Raw genomic sequence first — 20,701 nt, forward strand, 5'->3', positions numbered from 1 at the left:
CGCCGGGTAATAACAACAATGACCCCTAGCCTGTCTGAAACACCCGCGCTGTCACGGCGCGGCCTGCTGAAAATCGGCCTCTGCGCCAGCGCTTTCCTGGCCACTGCCGGGCTCGGCGCCAGCCTCAGCGGTTGCTCCGCCAGCACGCCCGCCAGCGGTTTCACCATGCTGCGCAGCAATGACCTGCCGTTCCTGCGGGCGCTGATCCCGGTGATGCTCGAAGGCGCCGTACCGGCGGACAAGATGCCCGCCGCCATCGAAGGCACCCTGGCCAACCTGGACAACGCCCTCAATCACCTGTCGACCGAGATGTTCAAGCTCACCCAGCAGCTGTTCGATGTACTGGGCATGGCGGTCACCCGCGGCCCGCTGACGGGGATCTGGGGCAGTTGGGAAAACGCCAGCGCGGATGACATCCGCAATTTCCTCAGCCGCTGGGAAAACAGCTTCCTGGCCTTGCTGCGCATGGGCCATGCCTCGTTGCTGCAATTGGTGATGATGGCTTGGTACACCCGGCCCGAGTCCTGGGCCCATTGCGGTTATCCCGGGCCACCGAAGGTCTGACCGGCCTTTGTAGCCGCTGCCACAGGCTGCGAACGAGCGAGGCGCTCGCGGGGCACTGGGGGTTCGGCTGCAGATCGTCAAGCAAGGCCCTGGGGGCCTTTTCGCAGCTTCGCAGGCTCAGCAGCGTCTACAGTGGATGCGCGCCGAGCCATCAATAATAAGAGAGCACCCGATATGCCTGTACCTGATCTGTTCCGCGAAGGCCTGAATCGTGGCTGGAAAACCTACAACGGCTCGCAGCTGGAGCAGGACCTGACCCTGGAAGCCGATGTCGCCATCATCGGCAGCGGCGCCGGGGGCGGCACCACTGCCGAGATCCTCAGCGCCGCCGGCTACAAGGTGCTGCTGATCGAAGAAGGCCCGCTCAAGACCAGCGACGACTTCAAGATGCTCGAAGACCAGGCCTACACCAGCCTCTATCAGGAGGGCATCGGGCGCATGAGCAAGGATGGCGCCATCACCATCCTCCAGGGCCGCGCCGTGGGCGGCACTACCTTGATCAACTGGACGTCGAGCTTCCGCACGCCTGACCCGACCCTGGAGCACTGGGCCCGTGAGCACGGGGTGGTGGGCCACAGCTCGGCCGAAATGGCGCCCTGGTTCGAGAAAATGGAACAGCGCCTGGGCGTCGCGCCCTGGGTCATGCCGCCCAACGCCAACAACGACGTGATCCGCAAGGGCTGCGAAGCCCTGGGCTACAGCTGGCACGTAATTCCGCGCAACGTGCGCGGCTGCTGGAACCTGGGCTACTGCGGCCTGGGCTGCCCGACCAACGCCAAGCAGTCGATGCTGGTGACCACCATTCCGGCGACCCTGGAGAAAGGTGGCGAGCTGCTGTACCTGGCCCGGGCGGAGCGCCTGCAGATCAAGGACGACAAGGTCACCAGCCTGCAATGCCAGGCCATGGACGCCCGCTGCGTGGCCCCCACCGGGCGCACCATCACGGTCAAGGCCAAGCATTACGTGCTGGCCGGTGGCGGCATCAACAGCCCGGCCCTGCTGTTGCGTTCCGATGCGCCGGACCCGCATTCGCGGCTGGGCAAACGCACCTTCCTGCACCTGGTCAACTTCTCCGCCGGGCAGTTCGACGAGGTGATCAATCCGTTCTACGGCGCGCCGCAGTCGATTTATTCCGACCACTTCCAGTGGCAGGACGGCACCACCGGCAAGATGTCCTACAAACTTGAAGTGCCGCCCCTGCAGCCGGCCCTGGCCAGCACCCTGCTGGGCGGGTTCGGGCCGCAGAGCGGGCTGTCCATGGAGCAACTGCCCCACACCCACGCCATGCTTGCCCTGCTGCGGGACGGCTTTCACCCCGACAGCACCGGCGGCAACGTCGAACTGCGGGGTGACGGCACCCCGGTCCTCGACTATCAGGTTTCACCCTACGCCTGGGACGGACTGCGCCGGGCCTTCCACAGCATGGCGGAGATCCAGTTCGCCGGCGGCGCCAAGGCGGTCAAGCCGCTGCACAGCGATGCACGCTTCGCCAAGAACCTCGACGAAGTGCGGGCGCAGATCGACGGCCTGGACCTGGCCCTGTACCGCACCCGCCTGGGCAGTGCCCACGTGATGGGCGGTTGCGCCATGGGCGAAGATCCGAAAACCGCGGTCACCGACAGCCTCGGGCGCCACCATCAACTGCACAACCTGTCGGTCCACGACGGCTCGCTGTTTCCCACCAGCATCGGCGCCAACCCGCAGCTGTCGGTCTATGGGCTCACGGCGCAATTGGCCAGCGCCTTGGCGGAGCGCCTGAAATCAGTGTGAAAAAGCGGGATATTCTCGTCGTCTATAGTGCTTTCTTCCCTAAAAGGCGACTTGGCCGACCGGGAAGGCTGCGATACCATCCGACTCCCCAACGGATTCCCGCCAGGACGACGCGATGAACCGAGTGTTGTACCCAGGTACCTTCGACCCTATTACCAAGGGCCATGGCGATCTGGTCGAACGCGCCTCGCGCCTGTTCGACCATGTGATCATCGCCGTTGCCGCCAGCCCCAAGAAAAACCCGCTGTTCCCCCTGGAGCAGCGCGTGGAACTGGCGCGCGAGGTGACCAAGCATCTGCCCAACGTTGAAGTCGTCGGCTTCTCCACCCTGCTGGCGCATTTTGCCAAGGAGCAGAACGCCAATGTCTTCCTGCGCGGCCTGCGGGCGGTTTCGGACTTCGAATACGAATTCCAGCTGGCCAACATGAACCGCCAGTTGGCCCCGGACGTGGAAAGCCTGTTTCTCACTCCGTCGGAGCGCTACTCGTTCATTTCCTCGACCCTGGTCCGTGAAATCGCTGCCCTGGGCGGTGATATCACCAAGTTCGTGCACCCGGCGGTCGCCGACGCGCTGACCCTGCGCTTCAAGAAATAAGCCGCGCGGCCCCGCACCGGGGCCCTCGCCTGACGTCAGCCATCGCGCCCGCGTGCACTGTGGGCGTCAATACGGCACAATTGCGCGCATTCGTTTTTACATGCCCGGGCCTGCCGCCCAGGCCGGAGTACCCCATGTCCCTGATCATCACCGACGATTGCATCAACTGCGACGTCTGCGAACCCGAGTGCCCTAACGCGGCGATTTCCCAAGGCGAAGAGATCTACGTCATCGATCCGAACCTGTGCACCCAGTGCGTCGGCCACTACGACGAGCCGCAGTGCCAGCAGGTGTGCCCGGTGGATTGCATTCCGCTGGACGAAGCCCGCCCGGAAACCGAAGAAGAGTTGATGGCCAAGTACCGGAAGATCACCGGCAAGGCTTGAGTGATATGGCGCCCTTTCGGCTCCCACAAACACCTGTAGGAGCCGGCTTGCCGGCGAAGCTTCTCAGCTCTGGCAACGCGGGCAATAGACACTGGCCCGCTGGCCCAGCTTGATTTCCCGCAGCCCGGTGCCGCAGACCTTGCAGTTCTCCCCGCCACGCCCGTAGACGAACAGTTCCTGCTGGAAGTAGCCCGGCTGGCCATCGCCACCGATAAAGTCGCGCAAGGTGGTGCCGCCGCGCTCGATGGCGGCCGCCAGGATGCGTTTGATCTCGATCGCCAGCTTCAGGTAGCGCGCCCGGGAAATCCCCTTGGCTTCGCGGCGCGGGTCGATGCCCGCGGCGAACAGCGCCTCGGTCGCATAGATATTGCCCACCCCCACCACCACCGCGTTGTCCATGATGAACGGCTTGACCGCCATGGAACGTCCGCGGGACAGCTGATACAGGCGCTCGCCGTCGAACAGGTCGGTCAGCGGCTCGGGCCCCAGGCGCACCAGCAATTCGTGATTCAGCGGGTCGTGGCTCCAGAGCATGGCGCCAAAGCGCCGCGGATCGGTGTAGCGCAGGGCCAGGCCGGACTCCAGCTCGATATCCACATGTTCGTGCTTGGCCGCCGGCAGCCCAACCTCCACCAGACGCAGGTTGCCGGACATTCCCAGGTGGCTGATCAGGGTGCCGACTTCGGCATTGATCAAAAGGTATTTGGCCCGCCGCTCCACCAGCACAATGCGCTGCCCGGACAAGCGCACGTCCAGATCTTCGGGGATCGGCCAGCGCAAGCGCCGGTCACGGACGATGACCCGGCTGACCTTCTGGCCTTCCAGATGCGGCGCGATTCCGCGCCGGGTGGTTTCGACTTCCGGTAATTCAGGCATATGCGCCCCTGGTACTCATCGCGAAATGAACGATCAGTGTGCGCCCAGCTCGCGCACGGTTTCCTTGAGGTTCTCGAAGTCGTAGTCCGACAGGCCGACGTAATCGAGAATCAGGTGGCCGATGCTGTTCCACTCGTGGTCTTCCACCTGGTTGCCCAGCACCCGGTAGGACGCGCAGATGTGCTCGGCCATCTTGAGGATCGCCAGCAGGTTCTTCAGTTGGCTGTTGCGCGAGGATTCGTCGCTGAAGATCGCCAGGGCGTTGTGGTGGTTGGCAATGGCGTTGGTCACGTGCTCCGGCAGGCGCCAGGACTTGGCCGTGTAGTAGCCGACCACCGCGTGGTTGGTATTGAAGGCACGGTTTTCCGTGTCCACCACCCGCTGCTCCGGGCCGGCGCTGCCGTAGGCCTCTTCCAGCACAGTCATGTAGTCGGGGAAGCGCTTGAGCATCAGCGGCACGCCGCAGTCATGGAACAGGCCCAGGGCATAGGCCTCGTCCACGGCCTGGGAGCCGGTACGCTTGGCCAGGGTCAGGCAGGTCATGGCCACGTCCTGGGCGGTGTCCCAGAAGCGGTTGAGGGTGACGATGGTTTCATCGCTCATCTCGCCCTTGATCGACTGCGCATTGATCAGGTTGATGATCGAACGGCTGCCCAGGAGATTCACCGCCCGCTGGATCGAAGCAATCTTGTTGCTCAGCCCGTAATACGGTGAATTGACGATCTTCAGCAACGCGCCGGACAGGCCCGGGTCCTGGGAGATCAGCTTGGCGATCACCTCCAGATCGGGATCGGGCATGTACTGCTCCATCTGCAAATCCACCATGATTTGCGGTTGGGGCGGCACGCTGATGCCTTGCAGGGCCTGTTGAATCTGTTCGGCTGATAGCTCTTGGGACATAAGTACACGCTCTGGGTGAGCCGGGGATTCTAACCTCTAACACGGGAATGTTGGGCGACCGGACAGGAACTTTACCCAATGGTTGCGGCAAAGGGCTCCCGCCGCAGGTCCATTGGCCATCGCTTGCGCCCCGCGACGGGGTATAATCGCGCCCTTTTTTCCGGAGCGACGTCATGTCCCTGCCAAGCCTGCGCCTCAAAGCCAACGCCGATCGCCGCCTGCGCGCCGGCCACCTGTGGGTCTACAGCAACGAAATCGATGTAGCCGCCACCCCTCTGCACGGCTTCAAGGCAGGCGACCAGGCAGTGCTGGAAGCCGCCGGCGGCAAGCCCCTGGGCGTGGTCGCCATGAGCCCGAACAACCTGATCTGCGCCCGCCTGCTGTCGCGCGATGCCAAGCTGGCCCTGGACAAGTCGCTGCTGGTGCACCGCCTGAACGTGGCCCTGTCCCTGCGCGAGCGCCTGTTCGACAAACCGTTCTACCGCCTGGTGTACGGCGACTCCGACCTGCTGCCGGGCCTGGTGGTCGATCGTTTCGGCGACATCCTGGTGGTACAGATCGCCTCCGCGACCATGGAAACCCACAAGGACGACATCATTGCCGCCCTGACCCAGGTGCTCAAGCCCAGCGGCATCCTGTTCAAGAACGACTCCGCCGCCCGTGACGCCGAAGGCCTGGGACGCTACGTCGAAACCGTGTTCGGCCTGGTGCCGGAGTGGGTCGCCCTGGAAGAGAACGGCGTGAAGTTCGAAGCCCCGGTGATCCAGGGCCAGAAAACCGGCTGGTTCTACGACCACCGCATGAACCGTGCCCGCCTGGCGCCTTATGCCAAGGGCAAGCGCGTGCTGGACCTGTACAGCTACATCGGCGGCTGGGGCGTGCAGGCCGCGGCTTTCGGCGCCAGCGAAGTGTTCTGCGTCGACGCCTCGGCCTTCGCCCTCGACGGCGTGGAGCGCAACGCCGCGCTGAACGGCTTTTCCGAGAAAATGACCTGCATCGAAGGCGACGTCTTCGAAGCCCTGAAGGAACTCAAGGCCAGTGAAGAGCGCTTCGACGTGATCGTTGCCGACCCGCCCGCCTTCATCAAGCGCAAGAAAGACCTGAAGAACGGCGAAGGCGCCTACCGCCGCCTTAACGAGCAAGCCATGCGCCTGCTCAACAAGGACGGCATCCTGGTCAGCGCTTCGTGCTCGATGCACCTGCCCGAGGACGACCTGCAGAACATCCTCCTGACCAGCGCCCGCCACCTGGACCGCAACATCCAGCTGCTGGAGCGCGGCGGCCAGGGCCCGGACCACCCGGTACACCCGGCCATTCCGGAAACCCGCTACATCAAGAGCATCACCTGCCGCCTGCTGCCCAACAGCTGAGCCACTGCCTGCCCAGGGACGCCACAGCATCCCTGGGCAACCGCTCGAGCGCCTCGCTCCCCTCTCGCCTCTCCCCTCTCGCCTCTCCCCTCTCGCCGCCCGGGCCATTGGATAACCCAGGGAAACCCGCGCTTATATACCTATGATCCATCAAAGTAACTAGCCAATATCCTACAGTGCTCTAGGCAATCACTTACCTAATAACTACTTGATTCCTCTCTATTGCTGTCTACTCTTCGGAAGTCGCTTAGGAAGCGACATTCATTCAAATCGTTTAGGAGCAATAACAATGAAAGCTATCTCCCTCGAATCGAAAAAGATCGCCAACCTGGCTTGCCTCGCAGCGGCTAAATCCCGCTAAGTAATTGATGAACTGGGGAGTGCCGGCTACCCAGCTTCATCTTTGGTCAAGTTCAGAGTTTTAAAAGAACATGCAAATAAACCCGAACTTTTTCATACTTGCCCGCCCGCCCTTCACTGTTATCTGGAACTATAAAGATCACACTCAGTTCGAACTGGACTCGATCTATTCCACACGCCTCATACAACTTGTCGAAGACCCTTCGCAGTATGACGACAAGAATGAAATAGATAGTGCATTCGCCGCCGCCGGGCTCCTGTCCAACGAGACTTTCGAGCCACTTGAATGGGGCTGGGATGAACTGTCGCGGATCTTCCACATCGGCACCAAGAACCTGCCCTTCGAGCAAGTGCCCCAGGATATTCATGAGTGGTCCGCCCAATACCTCGAGCATTGCGATCAGGTACTGGACACCCCGGCCCCCTCAGCCCGCTTTGCCGAAACCTCCCACAATGGTCTGATCCGCCTGCCCGCGCCGGTATTGGAAACCGCCAGCTCCCTGAACCAGGTGCTGCTGCAGCGCAAGACTTCACGCTCCTTTTCCCAGCAGGCCGTGGCCCTGGAAGAGCTCAGCACCCTGCTCTACCTGTCCCTGGGCTACCTCAAGGAACGGGAAGCCGACACGGACGAGACCGTCCCCGAAGCCCTGCGGCCAAGGCGCAGCAGCCCTTCCGGCGGTGGCCTGAACGCCTGCGAGGGCTATGTCTATGCCGCCAGGGTCCGCGGCCTGGAGCCGGGCCTCTATTACTACCACCCGGAGCTGCACGCCTTGCGGCCCGTGCACCCGCTTCCAGAAGAACCCCTGGGCCTGCTGCTGGCTGGCCAGCACTTCGTCAACGAACTGCCCCTGGGCCTGTTCCTGACCTGCCGCTTCGACAAACTGTGGTGGAAATACGAACACTCCCGGGCCTACCGCATGGCCTATGTCGAGGCCGGGCATATCTCGCAAACCTTCCAGCTCGCGGCCACTGCCCTGGGCCTGGACACCTGGCTGACGGGAGCCCTGAGCGACGAGCGCGTGGAGCAATTGCTGGGGCTGCAGGACGCCGCGGAGCAGCCGCTGTTCTTTGTCGGCTGCGGCCAAGGTGATGGCCAGGTGCAATGCAAGGAACTCAAGGCCCTGATCGAACAGCGGGAGCGCGAACAGTAATGCACCCCGCTGCATCGTCCAAAGAGGCCCCGGCAGGCCGGCGCCCCTACTCCCTCGGCGACTGGGACAACCGCTCCGCGGTGCGCTCGCGCAAGAGCAGCTACCAGCTACCGCCCCACAGCGAGCTCGAACAGGAACTGCAGACCCGTGACTGGTTTCCGCCGGCCTTCATCCCCTACTTTGCCGACCCGGCCATCCAGCACGCCGGGAGGACGGTACAGCAGCGCCTGGCGGCCAACCACCTGGTGTACTTCCTGCACTACACGACGATCCTGGAGCACAAGATCGTCAACCGCTCGGTGGAAACCCTGATCCACGGGGAACTGGCGATCGAGCTGCCGGAGACGATGAAAATCGCGGCCCTGCAGTTGTATACCGACGAGGGCTATCACGCCCTGTTCTCCTTCAAGCTGGCGGAGCAGGTGGCGAATGGTTACGCCATGCCAGCCTGGCAGCCACTGCCCAGGCGCATCCGCCTGATGCACGACCTGCTGGCCCGCTGCGCCGATTCTCAACGGTCCCTGGTCTGGTTCCTGCTGGGTTTCGTCTCCGAAACCATCATTGCCAAGGAGTTGCTGAGCATCACCGATGACGGGCTGGTGTCCACGGTCTACCAGATGTTCAGGGAGCACCTGGAAGACGAGGCCCGGCACAGTCGTTATTTCAGCGAAGTGTTCGACTATGTCTGGGCACGACTGTCGCCGCAGCAGCAGGTTTTTTCCGCCAGCCAACTGATCGATATCATTTTCATCTTCGCTGCCGTGGACCAGGAGTGGCTGAGCGCAAGCCTGAACGAGGCCGGCATTCCCCTCGCCGCGGCACATGCCGCCATCCACAGCCTGATTCAGCCGAGTGCAGAAGTGCTGCGCGCCCGCTCGATCGCCGGCGCCACCCTGCAAGCCATGAAGCGCGCAGGTTTCTTCGAGCACGACGACAACCGCCGACTCTTCACCCAGACAGGACTGATCGATGCCTGAAATCAGGGATGACTCTGCCTCCACGACCAGGAAGGTCGGCGCCATCGTCTTGCTCATGGCCATGGTCATGCTCGGGGTGTTCCCGATCGACGTGCTCTTGCCTTCTTTTCCTGCACTGTCCCAACACTTTGCTACCAGCGCCGCCGACATCGCCCTGTCCGTCAGCCTGTTCGCCATCGGCATCTCGATCTCCCAATTGCTGATCGGCCCGCTGTCGGATGCCCTGGGCCGCAAGACCCTGCTGCTGGCCGGCATGGCCGTATCGGTCGGCGGCGCTCTGGGCTGCGTCTGGGCCAGGGACTACAACTGGTTTCTGGTGTTTCGCGTGGTCCAGGCACTGGGCTGTGGCTGCTTCGTGCTGTCCCAGGCGCTGGTCCAGGACCTGTTCGTCGGCCAGGAGCGCGACCGCCTGCGGATCCTCATGGTCACCGCCAGCGGCCTGTGCATTTCCCTCTCGCCCCTGGCCGGGACCCTGCTGCAAAGCCTGATGGGCTGGCCAGGCAGCTTCTATGTGTTCAGCGCGATTGCCGTCCTGGTGTTTCTCAAGGCGCTGGCCACCCTGGAAAACCCGCCGATCGTCAGGAGCGGCCCGCGCACCGGCATCCTCCAGGCCTACCGACGGGTCTGCAGCAACTTCAGTTTCGTCGCCTACTGGCTGATCTCGGCCATCGTCTTCGCTTGCCACTTCTCGTTCATCGTGGTCTCGCCGCTGATCTTCCTGGAGCAACTGCAGCTCAGCAGCTACGAGTTTTCCCTGACCCTGCTGCTCTACGGCGCGGCCTACGTGATTGGCGGGGTGGTAGCCGGGGTGCTCAACAAATACCTGGAGCCCGGCACCCAGATCATTACCGGGTTGTGCCTGATCTTCCTCGCCGGGCTGGTCATGCTGCTGTTGGCCAGCCAGTTCGGCCTGTCCATCAGCACGGTGCTGGTGCCGATGATCATCTGCACCGCCGGCACCACCATCACCCGGCCCGCCGCCACGTCCAGGGCCATGGAACTGTTCCCGGACAATGCCGGCGCCTCGGCCTCGGCCGGCAACACGCTGATTTTCGTCATGGGCGGGCTGATCAGCGCCGTGATCAACCTCAGCGCCAGCGACCTGCAGACCACCCTGGCCCTGAGTTTCATCGCCCTGAGCAGCGTCGGCCTGCTGGTCAACCAGCGCATCAGCCGCCGCGCCCGGAACCTGCGCCTGGCCTGAAGCCCGGATTGGCCCGGGTCCTGGTGGCCATCAGGCGGTTGTGGCAGCTCCCTCGCTGAAACGGGCCAGCCCGCGGCCAGTCAGGCACAGGCCAAGGGAGAAGGCCAGGGTCGGGCCGGCAAAGAACAGCAGGGACATCCACCCGCTCTTGAAAGGGTCGAGATAACGGTAAGCAAGCCACAGCTTGAACAGCTTCAGCACCAGCCAGGGCCATGGCAAGGCCAGCACCAGCCAGAGGACATTGCCCAGCAGGCGCCGGCCCAATCGTGCCCGCCCTTGCACCCGGCTCACCACGGCCACGGCGACCAGCAGCCCGGCCGCCACGCAGTACTCCATCCGCGGGCTGGAGGGTAGCTCGTCATACAGCCGTACCAGCCCCGCCGCCCCCAGGCCCAGCAGCAACATGAGCCCCCAGGTGCGCCACTGGTGCTGCTGCCCGGCCAACATTTGCAACCCCCCGCCGCCCACCAGTAGCGCAGCGCCCGTTGCGACAATGCCCAGGCCGGACCAATCGCTGTACAACACCAGCCACATCAGCAACAGCCCCTGCAGCAGGCCGACGCCCAGGCAGAACTTGAAGGATTGCAGAGTCGCGGACATTCCAGCTCCATTGGAAGGTAATCGAAGGGCGGCGAGTCTAAACCAGGATGGCAGCGTCCGGTGATATCCAGGCAATCAATGCCACAGAGCGGCCCCGGCATTCCTTCCTGACGCCAGCGGTGTAGAATCGGCGAATTCATCGCCAGTCATCCCCCGGCGGGTTTATGAGCTCAGGCTGAGGCGCGCGGCGATCCCGCGGCGTCATCGGCAGCTTTCGGACACACGGCCATTTCTGAGTGTTCCCGAGGTCAATAGAAGCTCACTCCCCATTTGTTACCTGATTAGCCGCCCGGAGTGCTCCATGCCTGATTACCGCTCGAAAACATCCACCCATGGCCGCAACATGGCCGGCGCCCGCGCCCTGTGGCGCGCCACGGGGATGAAAGATGACGACTTCAAGAAGCCGATCATCGCCATTGCCAACTCCTTCACCCAGTTCGTCCCGGGGCACGTGCACCTGAAGGACCTGGGCCAACTGGTGGCTCGCGAGATCGAACGCGCCGGTGGCGTGGCCAAGGAATTCAACACCATCGCCGTGGACGACGGTATCGCCATGGGCCACGACGGCATGCTGTATTCCCTGCCGAGCCGCGAGATCATCGCCGACTCCGTGGAATACATGGTCAACGCCCACTGTGCCGACGCCATCGTGTGCATTTCCAACTGCGACAAGATCACCCCCGGCATGCTGATGGCCGCCCTGCGCCTGAACATCCCGGTGATCTTCGTTTCCGGCGGCCCGATGGAAGCCGGCAAGACCAAGCTCGCCAGCCATGGCCTGGACCTGGTGGACGCCATGGTCATCGCCGCCGACTCCAGCGCTTCTGACGAGAAGGTTGCCGAGTACGAGCGCAGCGCCTGCCCGACCTGCGGTTCGTGCTCCGGCATGTTCACCGCCAACTCCATGAACTGCCTGACCGAAGCCCTGGGGCTCGCCCTGCCGGGCAACGGTTCGACCCTGGCCACCCACAGCGATCGCGAAGAGCTGTTCCTGCGGGCCGGGCGCACCATCGTCGAGCTGTGCCAGCGCTACTACGGCGACAACGACGAGTCGGTCCTGCCGCGCAACATCGCCAACTTCAAGGCGTTCGAGAACGCCATGACCCTGGATATCGCCATGGGCGGTTCCACCAACACCATCCTGCACCTGCTGGCCGCCGCCCAGGAAGCCGAGATCGACTTCGACCTGCGGGACATCGATCGCCTGTCGCGCCACGTGCCGCAGCTGTGCAAAGTGGCGCCGAACATCCAGAAGTACCACATGGAAGACGTGCACCGCGCCGGCGGCATCTTCAGCATCCTCGGCGAACTGGCCCGTGGCGGCCTGCTGCACACCGACCTGCCCACCGTGCACAGCAAGAGCATGGCCGAAGGCATCGCCCAGTGGGACATCACCCAGACCAGCGACGAAGCCGTGCATCACTTCTTCAAGGCCGGCCCGGCAGGCATCCCGACCCAGACGGCGTTCAGCCAGTCGACCCGTTGGGACAGCCTCGACGATGACCGTGAAAACGGCTGCATCCGCAGTGTCGAGCATGCCTACTCGAAAGAAGGCGGCCTGGCCGTGCTCTACGGCAACATCGCCCTGGACGGCTGCGTGGTGAAGACCGCCGGTGTCGACGAGTCGATCCATGTCTTCGAAGGCAACGCCAAGATCTTCGAGAGCCAGGACAGCGCGGTGCGCGGCATCCTCGCCGACGAGGTGAAGGAAGGCGACATCGTGATCATCCGTTACGAAGGCCCGAAAGGCGGCCCGGGCATGCAGGAAATGCTCTATCCGACCTCCTACCTGAAGTCCAAGGGCCTGGGCAAAGCCTGCGCCCTGCTCACCGACGGCCGCTTCTCCGGCGGCACCTCGGGCCTGTCCATCGGCCACGCCTCGCCTGAAGCGGCAGCCGGTGGCGCCATCGGCCTGGTGCAGGACGGCGACAAGGTACTGATCGACATTCCCAACCGCTCGATCAACCTGTTGGTCAGCGACGAGGAACTGGCGGCCCGCCGTGTCGAGCAGGACAAGAAAGGCTGGAAACCGGTGGAAGCACGCCCGCGCAAGGTGACCACCGCGCTGAAGGCCTACGCCCTGCTGGCCACCAGCGCCGACAAGGGTGCGGTGCGCAACAAGGCCATGCTCGACGGCCTGTGATCGTAGCCCGCCAATGAAAATGCCCCGCCAAGTGCGGGGCATTTTTTTTGACCTTGCCGGCGAAGGCAGCGTTGAACCTTGCATCGCCCTCGACCGCGCCTTCGCTGGCAAGCCAGCTCCTACAGCAGCATTCAAGGTGGTGGCGCCGCCGCTGAAGCGGTGCCGGGAGCTCAAGGCATGCGTTCGCCCAACTGCCCGCGCAGGAAGCGATACAAGCCATCGGCGCTCTTGCGATAACCATCGGCGGTCAGGTGGATCAGGTCGTTGCGGGCCAGGTCGCTGCCCTGCCATTTGCTGATGGAGCAGTCCCCCCCCATGAACGCCTGCCAGTCCCAGAACAGGGTGCGACTGTTCTTCGCCACATCCTTCTGGATCTGGATGATCTGCCGCAACGGCTGGGGCTGGGAGGCCGCGCAACTGCCAGCATTGCGACGCTTGATGGAATCCGGCGGCCCCACCAGCAAAATCACGGTCTTAGGCAGGTTCTTGCGCAACAGCGCGACCTTCTCCTGCAGCTGGCTGCGGTACAACTGCAGATCCAGGTCGTCGTCGAAGGCTTCGTTGGTGCCGTAGGCCAGCACCACCATGTCCGGGCGCAGGGCCTTGAGGGCTTCCAGCCAGCCGGGCTGCCACTTGTCCAGCACGTCCAGGCGTGCACCGTTGATCCCCAGGGCGGAATAGATCACCCCGGCGCTCTTCTGCCCGAGGATGTTCCAGCCGCCCAGGGCCAGGCCCTGGTTATTGGCCACGTTCAGGTCCAGGGGCAGGGTCAGGTTGTTGAACGGCGGGCTGAAGCGCCATTGCCCCCCCGTAGCAGCCAGCATGCGGCTGCTTTTGTTGAGGTTGTCCCGGGCGGTCAGGGTGCTGTTGCTGGACGCCTGGTACAGCGCGGAAATCCGGTACTGCTGGTTGCTCGGCTGGCGTTCGGCGATATGCACCCGCGCGCCTGGGGTCAGGGGCAGCGACAGGTAGCCGCCCAGGGGAAACTGGTTGCTCTGCTGGTTGCGTGCCGATACCAGGGACCACTGGCGCTTGGCGGCACCGAGAATCACCCGCTCATAGCGGGTGCCGGGCACCGGCGTGGCTGCCACGAAACCGATGCCGCCATCGCCGTATTGCGCCTGCAGCAGGCGCCGCACCTCACCGCTGAACAGGTCGGCGGCGGTGTGGGAGTCGCCCAGTTGCACAATGGTGATGGGGGTGCGGTTGGAAGTGCTGAATTTGCGTGCCAGCAGCGCCAGGTTCGGGTCGGTCCCGGTGGTCAGGACTTTTTTCGCCGTCATCCCGGACTTGGCCAGCGCCGAAGCGGGAGTGGCCTGGACCTCGGTGGTCGGGCTGCAACTGCTCAGCAAGGTGATGCCCAGCAACAGCGCAATGCCTTGCAGTCGCCCCATAGTCAGTGCTCCGTCAATTGTTGGCTGGGAAAGTTGATCAGCGAGATCACACGCTCAGCGATCAGCTTCTGCCCAGTGGTGGTGAAATGGATACCGTCGTCGACCCGGGTCTTGACCTTCTTGCCATCGCCGGTGGTGCGGTAATAGGAGAATTCGTCGCTCTGGTAACCGAGAATCTCGTTGGCCGAGACGTAGTGCTGGTGGTACTGCTCGATCTGGCCCTTGTACAGCTGGCTCAGGTAGGCCATGGCTGTAGACAGCTTGGGCTTCTCCATGTTCGGCGGCCCGACCCAGATCACCTGCACATTATGCGCCTGGGCGGTGTCGAGGATCGAATCGATGCGCTGGCGATAGGCTTCTTCCCAGTCCGGGGTCTTGAAGCGCAGGAACGGCTTGCCCTTGACCACCGGCATGTCCCAGGGGTCGTTGGGGCCGAGGAAAATCACCATCAGGCGAATGTTGGGGTTGCTGGCCAGGGTGCTTTCAACCGTCTTGGGCCAGTTGAAGAAGCTCGGGTAGGCAAGGCCGGTGCTCTGCTTGCTGAGGTTCAGGCTCTTGACGTTGTAGCGTTTGCGCAAGGTGTTGGCCATGTGGGGCGCCACGCCCTGCATCAGGGAATCACCGACGAAGAACACTTCATCCCCGGTGGCTAGGCTGGCCATCAGCGGCGTGGTTGCCCCCGGCTCGACCTTGGGCGGGTGGCTGACCACCGGGGCCACGGCCACCGGCTGCGGGTGCACTGCAGCCGGCGCCTGCGGAGCGGGATGCACGGGGCCGGATGCACCGGCGCAGCATGGGCGGTCGCAACCGGCGCAGGTACGGGCGCAGGCTCCTCGGCCAGCGTCGGCAAAGGAGGCAGCTCTTGCTCCGCGGCGGCCTCGGCCACCATCACCTGGCCGGTAAAGCTGCCGACAAAGGCCACCCGGGCATTTTCCAGGGCCTGGTTGAGTTGCGCGCCAAAGCGCCACTGCGGGTTCTGCGACAACCCGGGGACCTCGCAGTCGTCGTGGTACTTCTGCTGGCAGTAGAGGCGGATCGACTGCTGGTTGAACCACACCAGCAGCAGGCTGGTGACCACCAGAGCGTAGAAGACCTTGGCCGCGCTACCGAGGCTGATCGACAAGGGCGAACGGTTAGAAACTGGCATAGATGAACCCCGGCACGCCCGACGGAGAGGCGAAGATGACCACGCAGATAAACAGCCCCAGCGGCACTGGATAGAACAGCCACGGCAAACCGGTGGCGGCATCGAACAGGCGGCGCAGCAGCGCCACGATCCGTGGGTAGAAGGCCACAAACAGCAGGCAGCCCAGCAGGCTGGCGCCGCCGCCAAGCAGGCCGCCCAAGGACAGCTCGCCCAGGCCCTTGAGCATGTCCATGGCATCGGACAGGGTCGCGCAGCGGAAGAAGATCCAGGCGAACGCCACATAGTGGAAGGTCAGCAGCCGCGCCATGAGGTCGGCGCCGATCCAGCTCGGCCCCCGGGCCAGAAGCGGGCTGCACAGCTTGTACAGGGCCAGGCCGATACCGTGCAGCGCGCCCCAGATGATGAAGTTGGCGCTGGCGCCGTGCCACAGGCCGGAAATCAGCATCGCCAGCAGCATGTTCAGGTTGCCGCGCCACACCGGGCCACGGTTGCCCCCCAGGGGGATGTACACATAGTCACGGATGAAGGTCGACAGGCTGATGTGCCAGCGGCCCCAGAATTCCTTGAGGTTGCGCGCCGCGTAGGGGTAGTTGAAGTTCTGTGGCAGGCGGAAGCCCAGCAGCAGGGCGATGCCCGTCACCAGGTCGGTGTAGCCGCTGAAGTTGAAGTAGATCAGGAACGAATAACCGTAGACCGCACGCAGGATCTGCTCGGCAGAATAGGCCACCGGGCTGTCGAATACCGGGTCGACCCATTCGTTGGCCAGCCAGGAACTGAGGAAGAACAGCTTGACCACCGCCACCGCGATCAGGCCCAGGGCGCGCTGCGGCTCCAGCACCTGGCGCAACTGCGGCGGGTTGATCTGCGCCAGCATGGGAATCGCCCGGTTCACCGGACCGGCGATCAGGCTGGGGAAGAAGGCCAGGTAAAGCGCCAGGTCGAAGGGCGAGCCCGGGGTCAGCTCACGGCGGTTGATCGACACCAGGTAACTGACCGAGTGGAAGGCATAGAACGACAGCCCCACCGGCAGCAGCACCTCCAGCAGCGGCAGCGACACCTCGACACCGAACTGGGCGAAGGCGTTCTGCACCGTACTGGTGAAGAAATCCTGGTACTTGAACAGGTAGAACGCCCCGAGCACCAGCAGCAGCATCAGTCCGTTGACCCAGCCGCGCCCGGGGTAACGCTGGCTCAACAGGCCGAGCAGGTACACCAGGGCCGTGTAGCCCAGCAGGATGTAGAGGAAGTTCAGGCTGAAGCTGGCAAGGATCGCGTAACTGGCGACCAGCAGCAGGACGTTCTGCAAGCGCAGGCTGAAGCCCAGGCCCCAGTACAGAACGAAGAACAGGATGAAGCAGAGGCCGAATTCGATCGAGAGATAGCTCACAACGTAGTCCATTACGTGCAGTCGGGGACAAACCCGGCACAAGGGAGAGCAGGCGGGGGGATGGGAAACGGACGCGATTATGGCAGAGGGGGTTTGGCAGTCACAAGTTGAAACATTCTCCGCCTATAGCGGACGCCGGCTCCGCACCGAACGACAGACACCCCTTGCGGGAGCTGGCTTGCCAGCGAAGGCGTCCGCGAGAGCGACGCCCGGCCCAATGGCCTCTTCGCCGGCAAGCCGGCTCCTACAAAAAGATCGCCGGCCTACCGTAGGAGCTGGCTTGCCAGCGAAGGCGTCCGCGAGGGCGACGCCAAACCCAATGGCCTCTTCGCCGGCAAGCCGGCTCCTACAAAAAGATCGCCGGTTTACCGTAGGAGCTGGCTTGCCAGCGAAGGCGTCCGCGAGGGCGACGCCCGGCCCAATGGCCTCTTCGCCGGCAAGCCGGCTCCTACAAATAGATCGCCGGCCTACCGTAGGAGCTGGCTTGCCAGCGAAAGCGTCCACGAGGGCGACGCCCGGCCCAAAGGCCTCTTCGCCGGCAAGCCGGCTCCTACAGAGGGGCGGTGTAGCGGGCAGGCTTACTGGATGTCTTCGGGCTTGACGATCACCCAGTTCTTGTCGGCGGTCACCGGCAACCCTTCCTTGGCCTGGGCCGCGGCGTGCTTGGCGATCATGCCGTTGAGCTGGGTCATGTACTTGTCCTTGCGGTTGATCCACAGGTGGATGCCGCCCTTGGCCACGTCAACATCGTGGAACAGCATGTAGCCGTCGCTGGTGGGGGTGTCGCCGCCCACCAGCACCGGTTTCTTCCACTCGTCGATGTAGGTCAGGATCGCCGCATGCTTGCCCGCCATCCAGGTGGCCGGGGTCCACAGGTAGGGGGTCAGTTCAAGGCCGAGGTTGGCCTTCTCGTCATATTTGCCTTCGCTGATCTGCTTGCGCGCCGTGGTCAGGGCGCCAGTCTTGCGATCCTTGAGCAGGGTGGTCACGCCGATGACGTTCTGCGGCTTGACGTTGTAGCCGTACTTGGGATCGGCGGCGACCATGCGCACCAGCTCTTCTGAGGCGGCGGTCATCACATAGACCTCGATACCGTTCTCCATCAGCTTGTTGTACAGCTCGGCCTGGCCGGTGAAGACCTTGGGCGGGTTGACCTCGATGGTCTTGACCACATCACCGTCGTAATAGGTGCTCGGCACCGGCTTGCCGGAAGCCATCAGCTCATCGACATAGCCCTTGAGCTCCTTGAGGGTAAAGCCGGAGAACACCTGGGCGACCCAGGGGTAGCAGACCATGTCGTCGATTTCACAGAGGCGGTAGTAGTAGCTGAACAGGCTTTCCTTGTGCTCGGCGGTGTCCTTGAACGGGATCAGCTTGAGCGACGGGTCAAGCGTGTCGCGGGTAATCAGGCCCTTGTTTTCCATGAAGGGCAGCAGGGATTCTTCCAGGTCGTAGCGGTAACTGGTGTTGTCCATGTCGAACACCGCGTAGTTACCCTTGTTGGCATTGGCCGCGATCATCGCGTCCAGCTGCTTGGCCTGTTCCGCGGGCCAGTGCTTCAACTCGGTGGCCAGGGCCTGGCCGGCGAGGCCCAGGCAGAGTGCGACTGCGAGCAATTTCGGAGCGAGTTTCATCGGCGGTTTTCTCCCTGAGTGAAAGCCTTCGACGCTAACAAATCCCTGTGACAGTTCTCGTCTCCACGCGACCGCTTGCGTCCCGTAAGCGCCAGCGACATGCGCCTGAACGTCAATCGCTTATTCCAAAAACGACAGTTGCCATGCGATATCGTTATTAATTCAATAGATTTCAAGCTGTTAGGCTTGCCGGTTCGCAATCGCCCTGAGCCGCGATTGGCACAAGCCTTATCGGAGCCCCAATGAATCTGCCGCTGTTCCTCAACCTGCTGGTGTTCCTGGCCTTGCTGCTGGGCCTGGCACAAACCCGCCATACCACCTGGAGCCTGGCCAAGAAAGTCCTGCTGGCCCTGGTGCTGGGCGTGGTCTTCGGCATCGCCCTGCACAGCCTCTACGGCGCCGGCAACCCGGTGCTCAAGGCCTCCATCGCCTGGTTCGACCTGGTGGGCAACGGCTACGTGCAATTGCTGCAGATGATCGTCATCCCCCTGGTGTTCGCCTCGATCCTCAGCGCCGTGGCCCGCCTGCACAATGCTTCGTCCCTGGGCAAGATCAGCTTCCTGACCATCGGCACCCTGCTGTTCACCACCGCCATCGCCGCGCTGGTGGGCATCGGCCTGACCAACCTGTTCGGCCTGACCGCCGAAGGGCTAGTGGCCGGCACCCAGGAAATGGCCCGCCTGCAAGTGATCCAGAGCGATTACGCAGGCAAGGTGGCCGACCTCAACGTGCCGCAGCTGCTGCTGTCGTTCATCCCGCAGAACCCCTTCGCCGACCTGGCCCGGGCCAAGCCGACCTCGATCATCAGCGTGGTGATCTTCGCCGCCTTCCTCGGCGTCGCGGCGCTGCAGCTGCTCAAGGACGATGCCGACAAGGGCCAGAAAGTGCTCAACGCCATCGACACCCTGCAAGCCTGGGTGATGCGCCTGGTGCGCCTGGTGATGAAGCTCACGCCCTACGGTGTGCTGGCGCTGATGACCAAGGTGGTGGCCGGTTCCAACCTGCAGGACATCATCAAGCTGGGCAGTTTCGTGGTGGTGTCCTATATCGGCCTGGGGCTGATGTTCGTGGTCCACGGCCTGCTGGTGGCACTGGCCGGGATCAACCCGCTGCGCTTCTTCCGCAAGGTTTGGCCAGTGCTGACCTTCGCCTTCACCAGCCGCTCCAGCGCCGCCAGCATTCCCCTGAGCATCGAGGCCCAGACCCGGCGCCTGGGCATTCCCCAGTCCATCGCAAGCTTTGCCGCCTCGTTCGGCGCCACCATCGGCCAGAACGGCTGCGCCGGCCTGTACCCGGCCATGCTGGCGGTGATGGTTGCCCCGACCGTGGGCATCAACCCGCTGGACCCGCTGTGGATCGCCACCCTGGTGGCCATCGTCACCCTGAGTTCCGCCGGCGTTGCAGGCGTGGGCGGCGGCGCAACCTTCGCCGCGCTGATCGTGCTGCCGGCCATGGGCCTGCCGGTGTCTCTGGTGGCGCTGCTGATTTCCGTGGAGCCGCTGATCGACATGGGCCGCACCGCGCTCAACGTCAGCGGTTCGATGACCGCAGGCGCGATCACCAGCCAGGTGATGCAGCAGACCGACAAGGCGCTGCTGGACGCCGATGAGCACGAAGAACTGGCTCAGGCCTGATTGATCTCTTCGCCGGCCCGCCGGTTCCTTCGGGAGCCCGGCTGGCTGGCGGAGCGCTCAGCGCTTCTCCCACACCTCGAAGCTGTACGCCGGCTTGTCCCCTTCCGCCGGGTTCGGCACCTCTGACACCCGCTTCCACTGTTGCTCATCGAATTCCGGAAACCAGGCATCGCCTTCCGGGCTCAAGGCTACCCGCGTCAGGTACAGGCGATCTGCCTGCTCCAGCCCCTGGCTGTAAAGCTGTGCGCCACCGATCAGCATCAGCTCGCTGGCGCCCTGCTCCAGTGCCCACTCCTCGGCCCGGGCCACTGCCGCCTCCAGGGAGGGGTAGACCTCGGCACCTTCGAGCACCAGGCCGGTCTGACGACTGACCACGATATTCAACCGCCCCGGCAACGGCCGGCCGAGAGAGTCCCAGGTCTTGCGCCCCATGATGATGGGCTTGCCCAGGGTAGTGGCCTTGAAGAATTTGAAATCCCCCGGCAAATGCCAGGGCATGCTGTTGTCGACGCCGATCACGCGGTTTTGTGCGAGGGCCGCGATCAGGCTGAGAGGGAGAGTTTTTTTCATGCCGGCGAGGATACCAGAGGACCAGGACCTGGCAACGTA

19 protein-coding genes are annotated in these 20,701 nt (G+C 63.6%); 10 read left to right on the forward strand and 9 right to left on the reverse strand.

The features are described 5' to 3' along the window. Positions 1–18: 18 nt before the first annotated feature. The 4 genes from KI242_RS29740 (at position 19) to KI242_RS29755 (ending at position 3,315) form a co-directional block, all read left to right on the forward strand. Entirely contained in the window at positions 19–564 is a 546-nt protein-coding gene (locus tag KI242_RS29740; protein ID WP_011064040.1) for a hypothetical protein, read from the forward strand. Positions 565–738: 174 nt separating this feature from the next. Next, positions 739–2,334: a GMC family oxidoreductase gene (locus tag KI242_RS29745; protein ID WP_077934913.1), complete on the forward strand. Its 1,596-nt coding sequence runs from the start codon at positions 739–741 to the stop codon at positions 2,332–2,334. 115 nt (positions 2,335–2,449) lie between these two features. Next, the gene (coaD, locus tag KI242_RS29750) at positions 2,450–2,929 is read left to right on the forward strand and encodes a pantetheine-phosphate adenylyltransferase (protein ID WP_003176711.1); all 480 of its coding nucleotides are present in this window, start codon (positions 2,450–2,452) and stop codon (positions 2,927–2,929) included. 134 nt (positions 2,930–3,063) lie between these two features. Continuing rightward, entirely contained in the window at positions 3,064–3,315 is a 252-nt protein-coding gene (locus KI242_RS29755; protein ID WP_011064042.1) for a YfhL family 4Fe-4S dicluster ferredoxin, read from the forward strand. 63 nt (positions 3,316–3,378) lie between these two features. On the opposite strand, the gene mutM is transcribed toward KI242_RS29755, so the two are convergent. Both mutM and KI242_RS29765 read right to left on the reverse strand, forming a co-directional pair. Beyond that, the gene (mutM, locus tag KI242_RS29760; RefSeq protein ID WP_011064043.1) at positions 3,379–4,191 is read right to left on the reverse strand and encodes a bifunctional DNA-formamidopyrimidine glycosylase/DNA-(apurinic or apyrimidinic site) lyase; all 813 of its coding nucleotides are present in this window, start codon (positions 4,189–4,191) and stop codon (positions 3,379–3,381) included. 33 nt (positions 4,192–4,224) lie between these two features. After that, entirely contained in the window at positions 4,225–5,037 is an 813-nt protein-coding gene (locus KI242_RS29765) for an HDOD domain-containing protein (RefSeq protein ID WP_162865006.1), read from the reverse strand. A gap of 227 nt (positions 5,038–5,264) precedes the next feature. Between KI242_RS29765 and KI242_RS29770 the strand changes: the two genes are divergently transcribed. From KI242_RS29770 to KI242_RS29785, 4 genes are all read left to right on the forward strand, one after another. Next, entirely contained in the window at positions 5,265–6,461 is a 1,197-nt protein-coding gene (locus KI242_RS29770; protein ID WP_015637380.1) for a class I SAM-dependent rRNA methyltransferase, read from the forward strand. 431 nt (positions 6,462–6,892) lie between these two features. Continuing rightward, a complete protein-coding gene (locus KI242_RS29775; RefSeq protein WP_015637381.1) occupies positions 6,893–7,972 on the forward strand; it encodes a SagB family peptide dehydrogenase in 1,080 nt (359 codons plus the stop codon). Further along, positions 7,972–8,949, forward strand: a complete 978-nt coding sequence (locus tag KI242_RS29780) for a diiron oxygenase (protein ID WP_123472649.1) — start codon at positions 7,972–7,974, stop codon at positions 8,947–8,949. The genes KI242_RS29775 and KI242_RS29780 overlap by 1 nt, the downstream gene beginning before the upstream one ends. Beyond that, positions 8,942–10,153, forward strand: coding sequence for a multidrug effflux MFS transporter (locus KI242_RS29785; protein ID WP_015637383.1), 1,212 nt, complete (start codon positions 8,942–8,944; stop codon positions 10,151–10,153). The genes KI242_RS29780 and KI242_RS29785 overlap by 8 nt, the downstream gene beginning before the upstream one ends. A gap of 30 nt (positions 10,154–10,183) precedes the next feature. Here the strand turns inward: KI242_RS29785 and KI242_RS29790 are convergent, their stop codons facing one another. Next, the gene (locus KI242_RS29790) at positions 10,184–10,753 is read right to left on the reverse strand and encodes a hypothetical protein (protein ID WP_053160337.1); all 570 of its coding nucleotides are present in this window, start codon (positions 10,751–10,753) and stop codon (positions 10,184–10,186) included. 301 nt (positions 10,754–11,054) lie between these two features. Between KI242_RS29790 and ilvD the strand changes: the two genes are divergently transcribed. Next, positions 11,055–12,896 carry a dihydroxy-acid dehydratase gene (gene ilvD / locus KI242_RS29795; protein WP_019095304.1) on the forward strand — a complete coding sequence of 614 codons (1,842 nt, stop codon included), beginning with the start codon at positions 11,055–11,057 and terminating at the stop codon, positions 12,894–12,896. Positions 12,897–13,066: 170 nt separating this feature from the next. On the opposite strand, the gene KI242_RS29800 is transcribed toward ilvD, so the two are convergent. The 5 genes from KI242_RS29800 to KI242_RS29815 form a co-directional block, all read right to left on the reverse strand. Further along, entirely contained in the window at positions 13,067–14,290 is a 1,224-nt protein-coding gene (locus KI242_RS29800; RefSeq protein ID WP_011064051.1) for an SGNH/GDSL hydrolase family protein, read from the reverse strand. Positions 14,291–14,292: 2 nt separating this feature from the next. Next, positions 14,293–15,030, reverse strand: coding sequence for an SGNH family hydrolase (locus KI242_RS31940; protein WP_244868157.1), 738 nt, complete (start codon positions 15,028–15,030; stop codon positions 14,293–14,295). Then, a complete protein-coding gene (locus KI242_RS31945) occupies positions 14,952–15,437 on the reverse strand; it encodes a hypothetical protein (protein ID WP_244868158.1) in 486 nt (161 codons plus the stop codon). Before KI242_RS31945 ends, KI242_RS31940 begins: the two co-directional genes overlap by 79 nt. Continuing rightward, complete coding sequence (locus KI242_RS29810) at positions 15,424–16,824, reverse strand: MBOAT family O-acyltransferase (protein WP_026020235.1); 1,401 nt, start codon at positions 16,822–16,824, stop codon at positions 15,424–15,426. The genes KI242_RS31945 and KI242_RS29810 overlap by 14 nt, the downstream gene beginning before the upstream one ends. Before the next feature lie 578 nt (positions 16,825–17,402). Continuing rightward, on the reverse strand, positions 17,403–18,458 hold the full coding sequence (locus tag KI242_RS29815; protein ID WP_011064054.1) for a hypothetical protein: 1,056 nt from the start codon (positions 18,456–18,458) through the stop codon (positions 17,403–17,405). Between the two features lie 242 nt (positions 18,459–18,700). Between KI242_RS29815 and KI242_RS29820 the strand changes: the two genes are divergently transcribed. Continuing rightward, on the forward strand, positions 18,701–20,092 hold the full coding sequence (locus KI242_RS29820; protein WP_011064055.1) for an L-cystine transporter: 1,392 nt from the start codon (positions 18,701–18,703) through the stop codon (positions 20,090–20,092). 57 nt (positions 20,093–20,149) lie between these two features. Here the strand turns inward: KI242_RS29820 and KI242_RS29825 are convergent, their stop codons facing one another. Next, positions 20,150–20,662 carry a dihydrofolate reductase gene (locus tag KI242_RS29825; RefSeq protein ID WP_212805769.1) on the reverse strand — a complete coding sequence of 171 codons (513 nt, stop codon included), beginning with the start codon at positions 20,660–20,662 and terminating at the stop codon, positions 20,150–20,152. Positions 20,663–20,701: the final 39 nt, after the last annotated feature.

The sequence above is a fragment of the Pseudomonas sp. Eqa60 genome (assembly GCF_018326405.1).
Lineage (GTDB): Bacteria > Pseudomonadota > Gammaproteobacteria > Pseudomonadales > Pseudomonadaceae > Aquipseudomonas > Aquipseudomonas protegens.

Coding starts and splice junctions, on each gene's coding strand:
- KI242_RS29780 (WP_123472649.1), top strand. CDS start 7,972: ATGCACCCCGCTGCATCGTCCAAAGAGGCCCCGGCAGGCCGGCGCCCC.
- KI242_RS29745 (WP_077934913.1), top strand. CDS start 739: ATGCCTGTACCTGATCTGTTCCGCGAAGGCCTGAATCGTGGCTGGAAA.
- coaD (WP_003176711.1), top strand. CDS start 2,450: ATGAACCGAGTGTTGTACCCAGGTACCTTCGACCCTATTACCAAGGGC.
- KI242_RS29800 (WP_011064051.1), bottom strand. CDS start 14,290: ATGGGGCGACTGCAAGGCATTGCGCTGTTGCTGGGCATCACCTTGCTG.
- ilvD (WP_019095304.1), top strand. CDS start 11,055: ATGCCTGATTACCGCTCGAAAACATCCACCCATGGCCGCAACATGGCC.
- KI242_RS29770 (WP_015637380.1), top strand. CDS start 5,265: ATGTCCCTGCCAAGCCTGCGCCTCAAAGCCAACGCCGATCGCCGCCTG.
- KI242_RS29775 (WP_015637381.1), top strand. CDS start 6,893: ATGCAAATAAACCCGAACTTTTTCATACTTGCCCGCCCGCCCTTCACT.
- KI242_RS29825 (WP_212805769.1), bottom strand. CDS start 20,662: ATGAAAAAAACTCTCCCTCTCAGCCTGATCGCGGCCCTCGCACAAAAC.
- KI242_RS31945 (WP_244868158.1), bottom strand. CDS start 15,437: ATGCCAGTTTCTAACCGTTCGCCCTTGTCGATCAGCCTCGGTAGCGCG.
- KI242_RS29785 (WP_015637383.1), top strand. CDS start 8,942: ATGCCTGAAATCAGGGATGACTCTGCCTCCACGACCAGGAAGGTCGGC.
- mutM (WP_011064043.1), bottom strand. CDS start 4,191: ATGCCTGAATTACCGGAAGTCGAAACCACCCGGCGCGGAATCGCGCCG.
- KI242_RS29755 (WP_011064042.1), top strand. CDS start 3,064: ATGTCCCTGATCATCACCGACGATTGCATCAACTGCGACGTCTGCGAA.
- KI242_RS29820 (WP_011064055.1), top strand. CDS start 18,701: ATGAATCTGCCGCTGTTCCTCAACCTGCTGGTGTTCCTGGCCTTGCTG.
- KI242_RS29815 (WP_011064054.1), bottom strand. CDS start 18,458: ATGAAACTCGCTCCGAAATTGCTCGCAGTCGCACTCTGCCTGGGCCTC.
- KI242_RS29740 (WP_011064040.1), top strand. CDS start 19: ATGACCCCTAGCCTGTCTGAAACACCCGCGCTGTCACGGCGCGGCCTG.
- KI242_RS29790 (WP_053160337.1), bottom strand. CDS start 10,753: ATGTCCGCGACTCTGCAATCCTTCAAGTTCTGCCTGGGCGTCGGCCTG.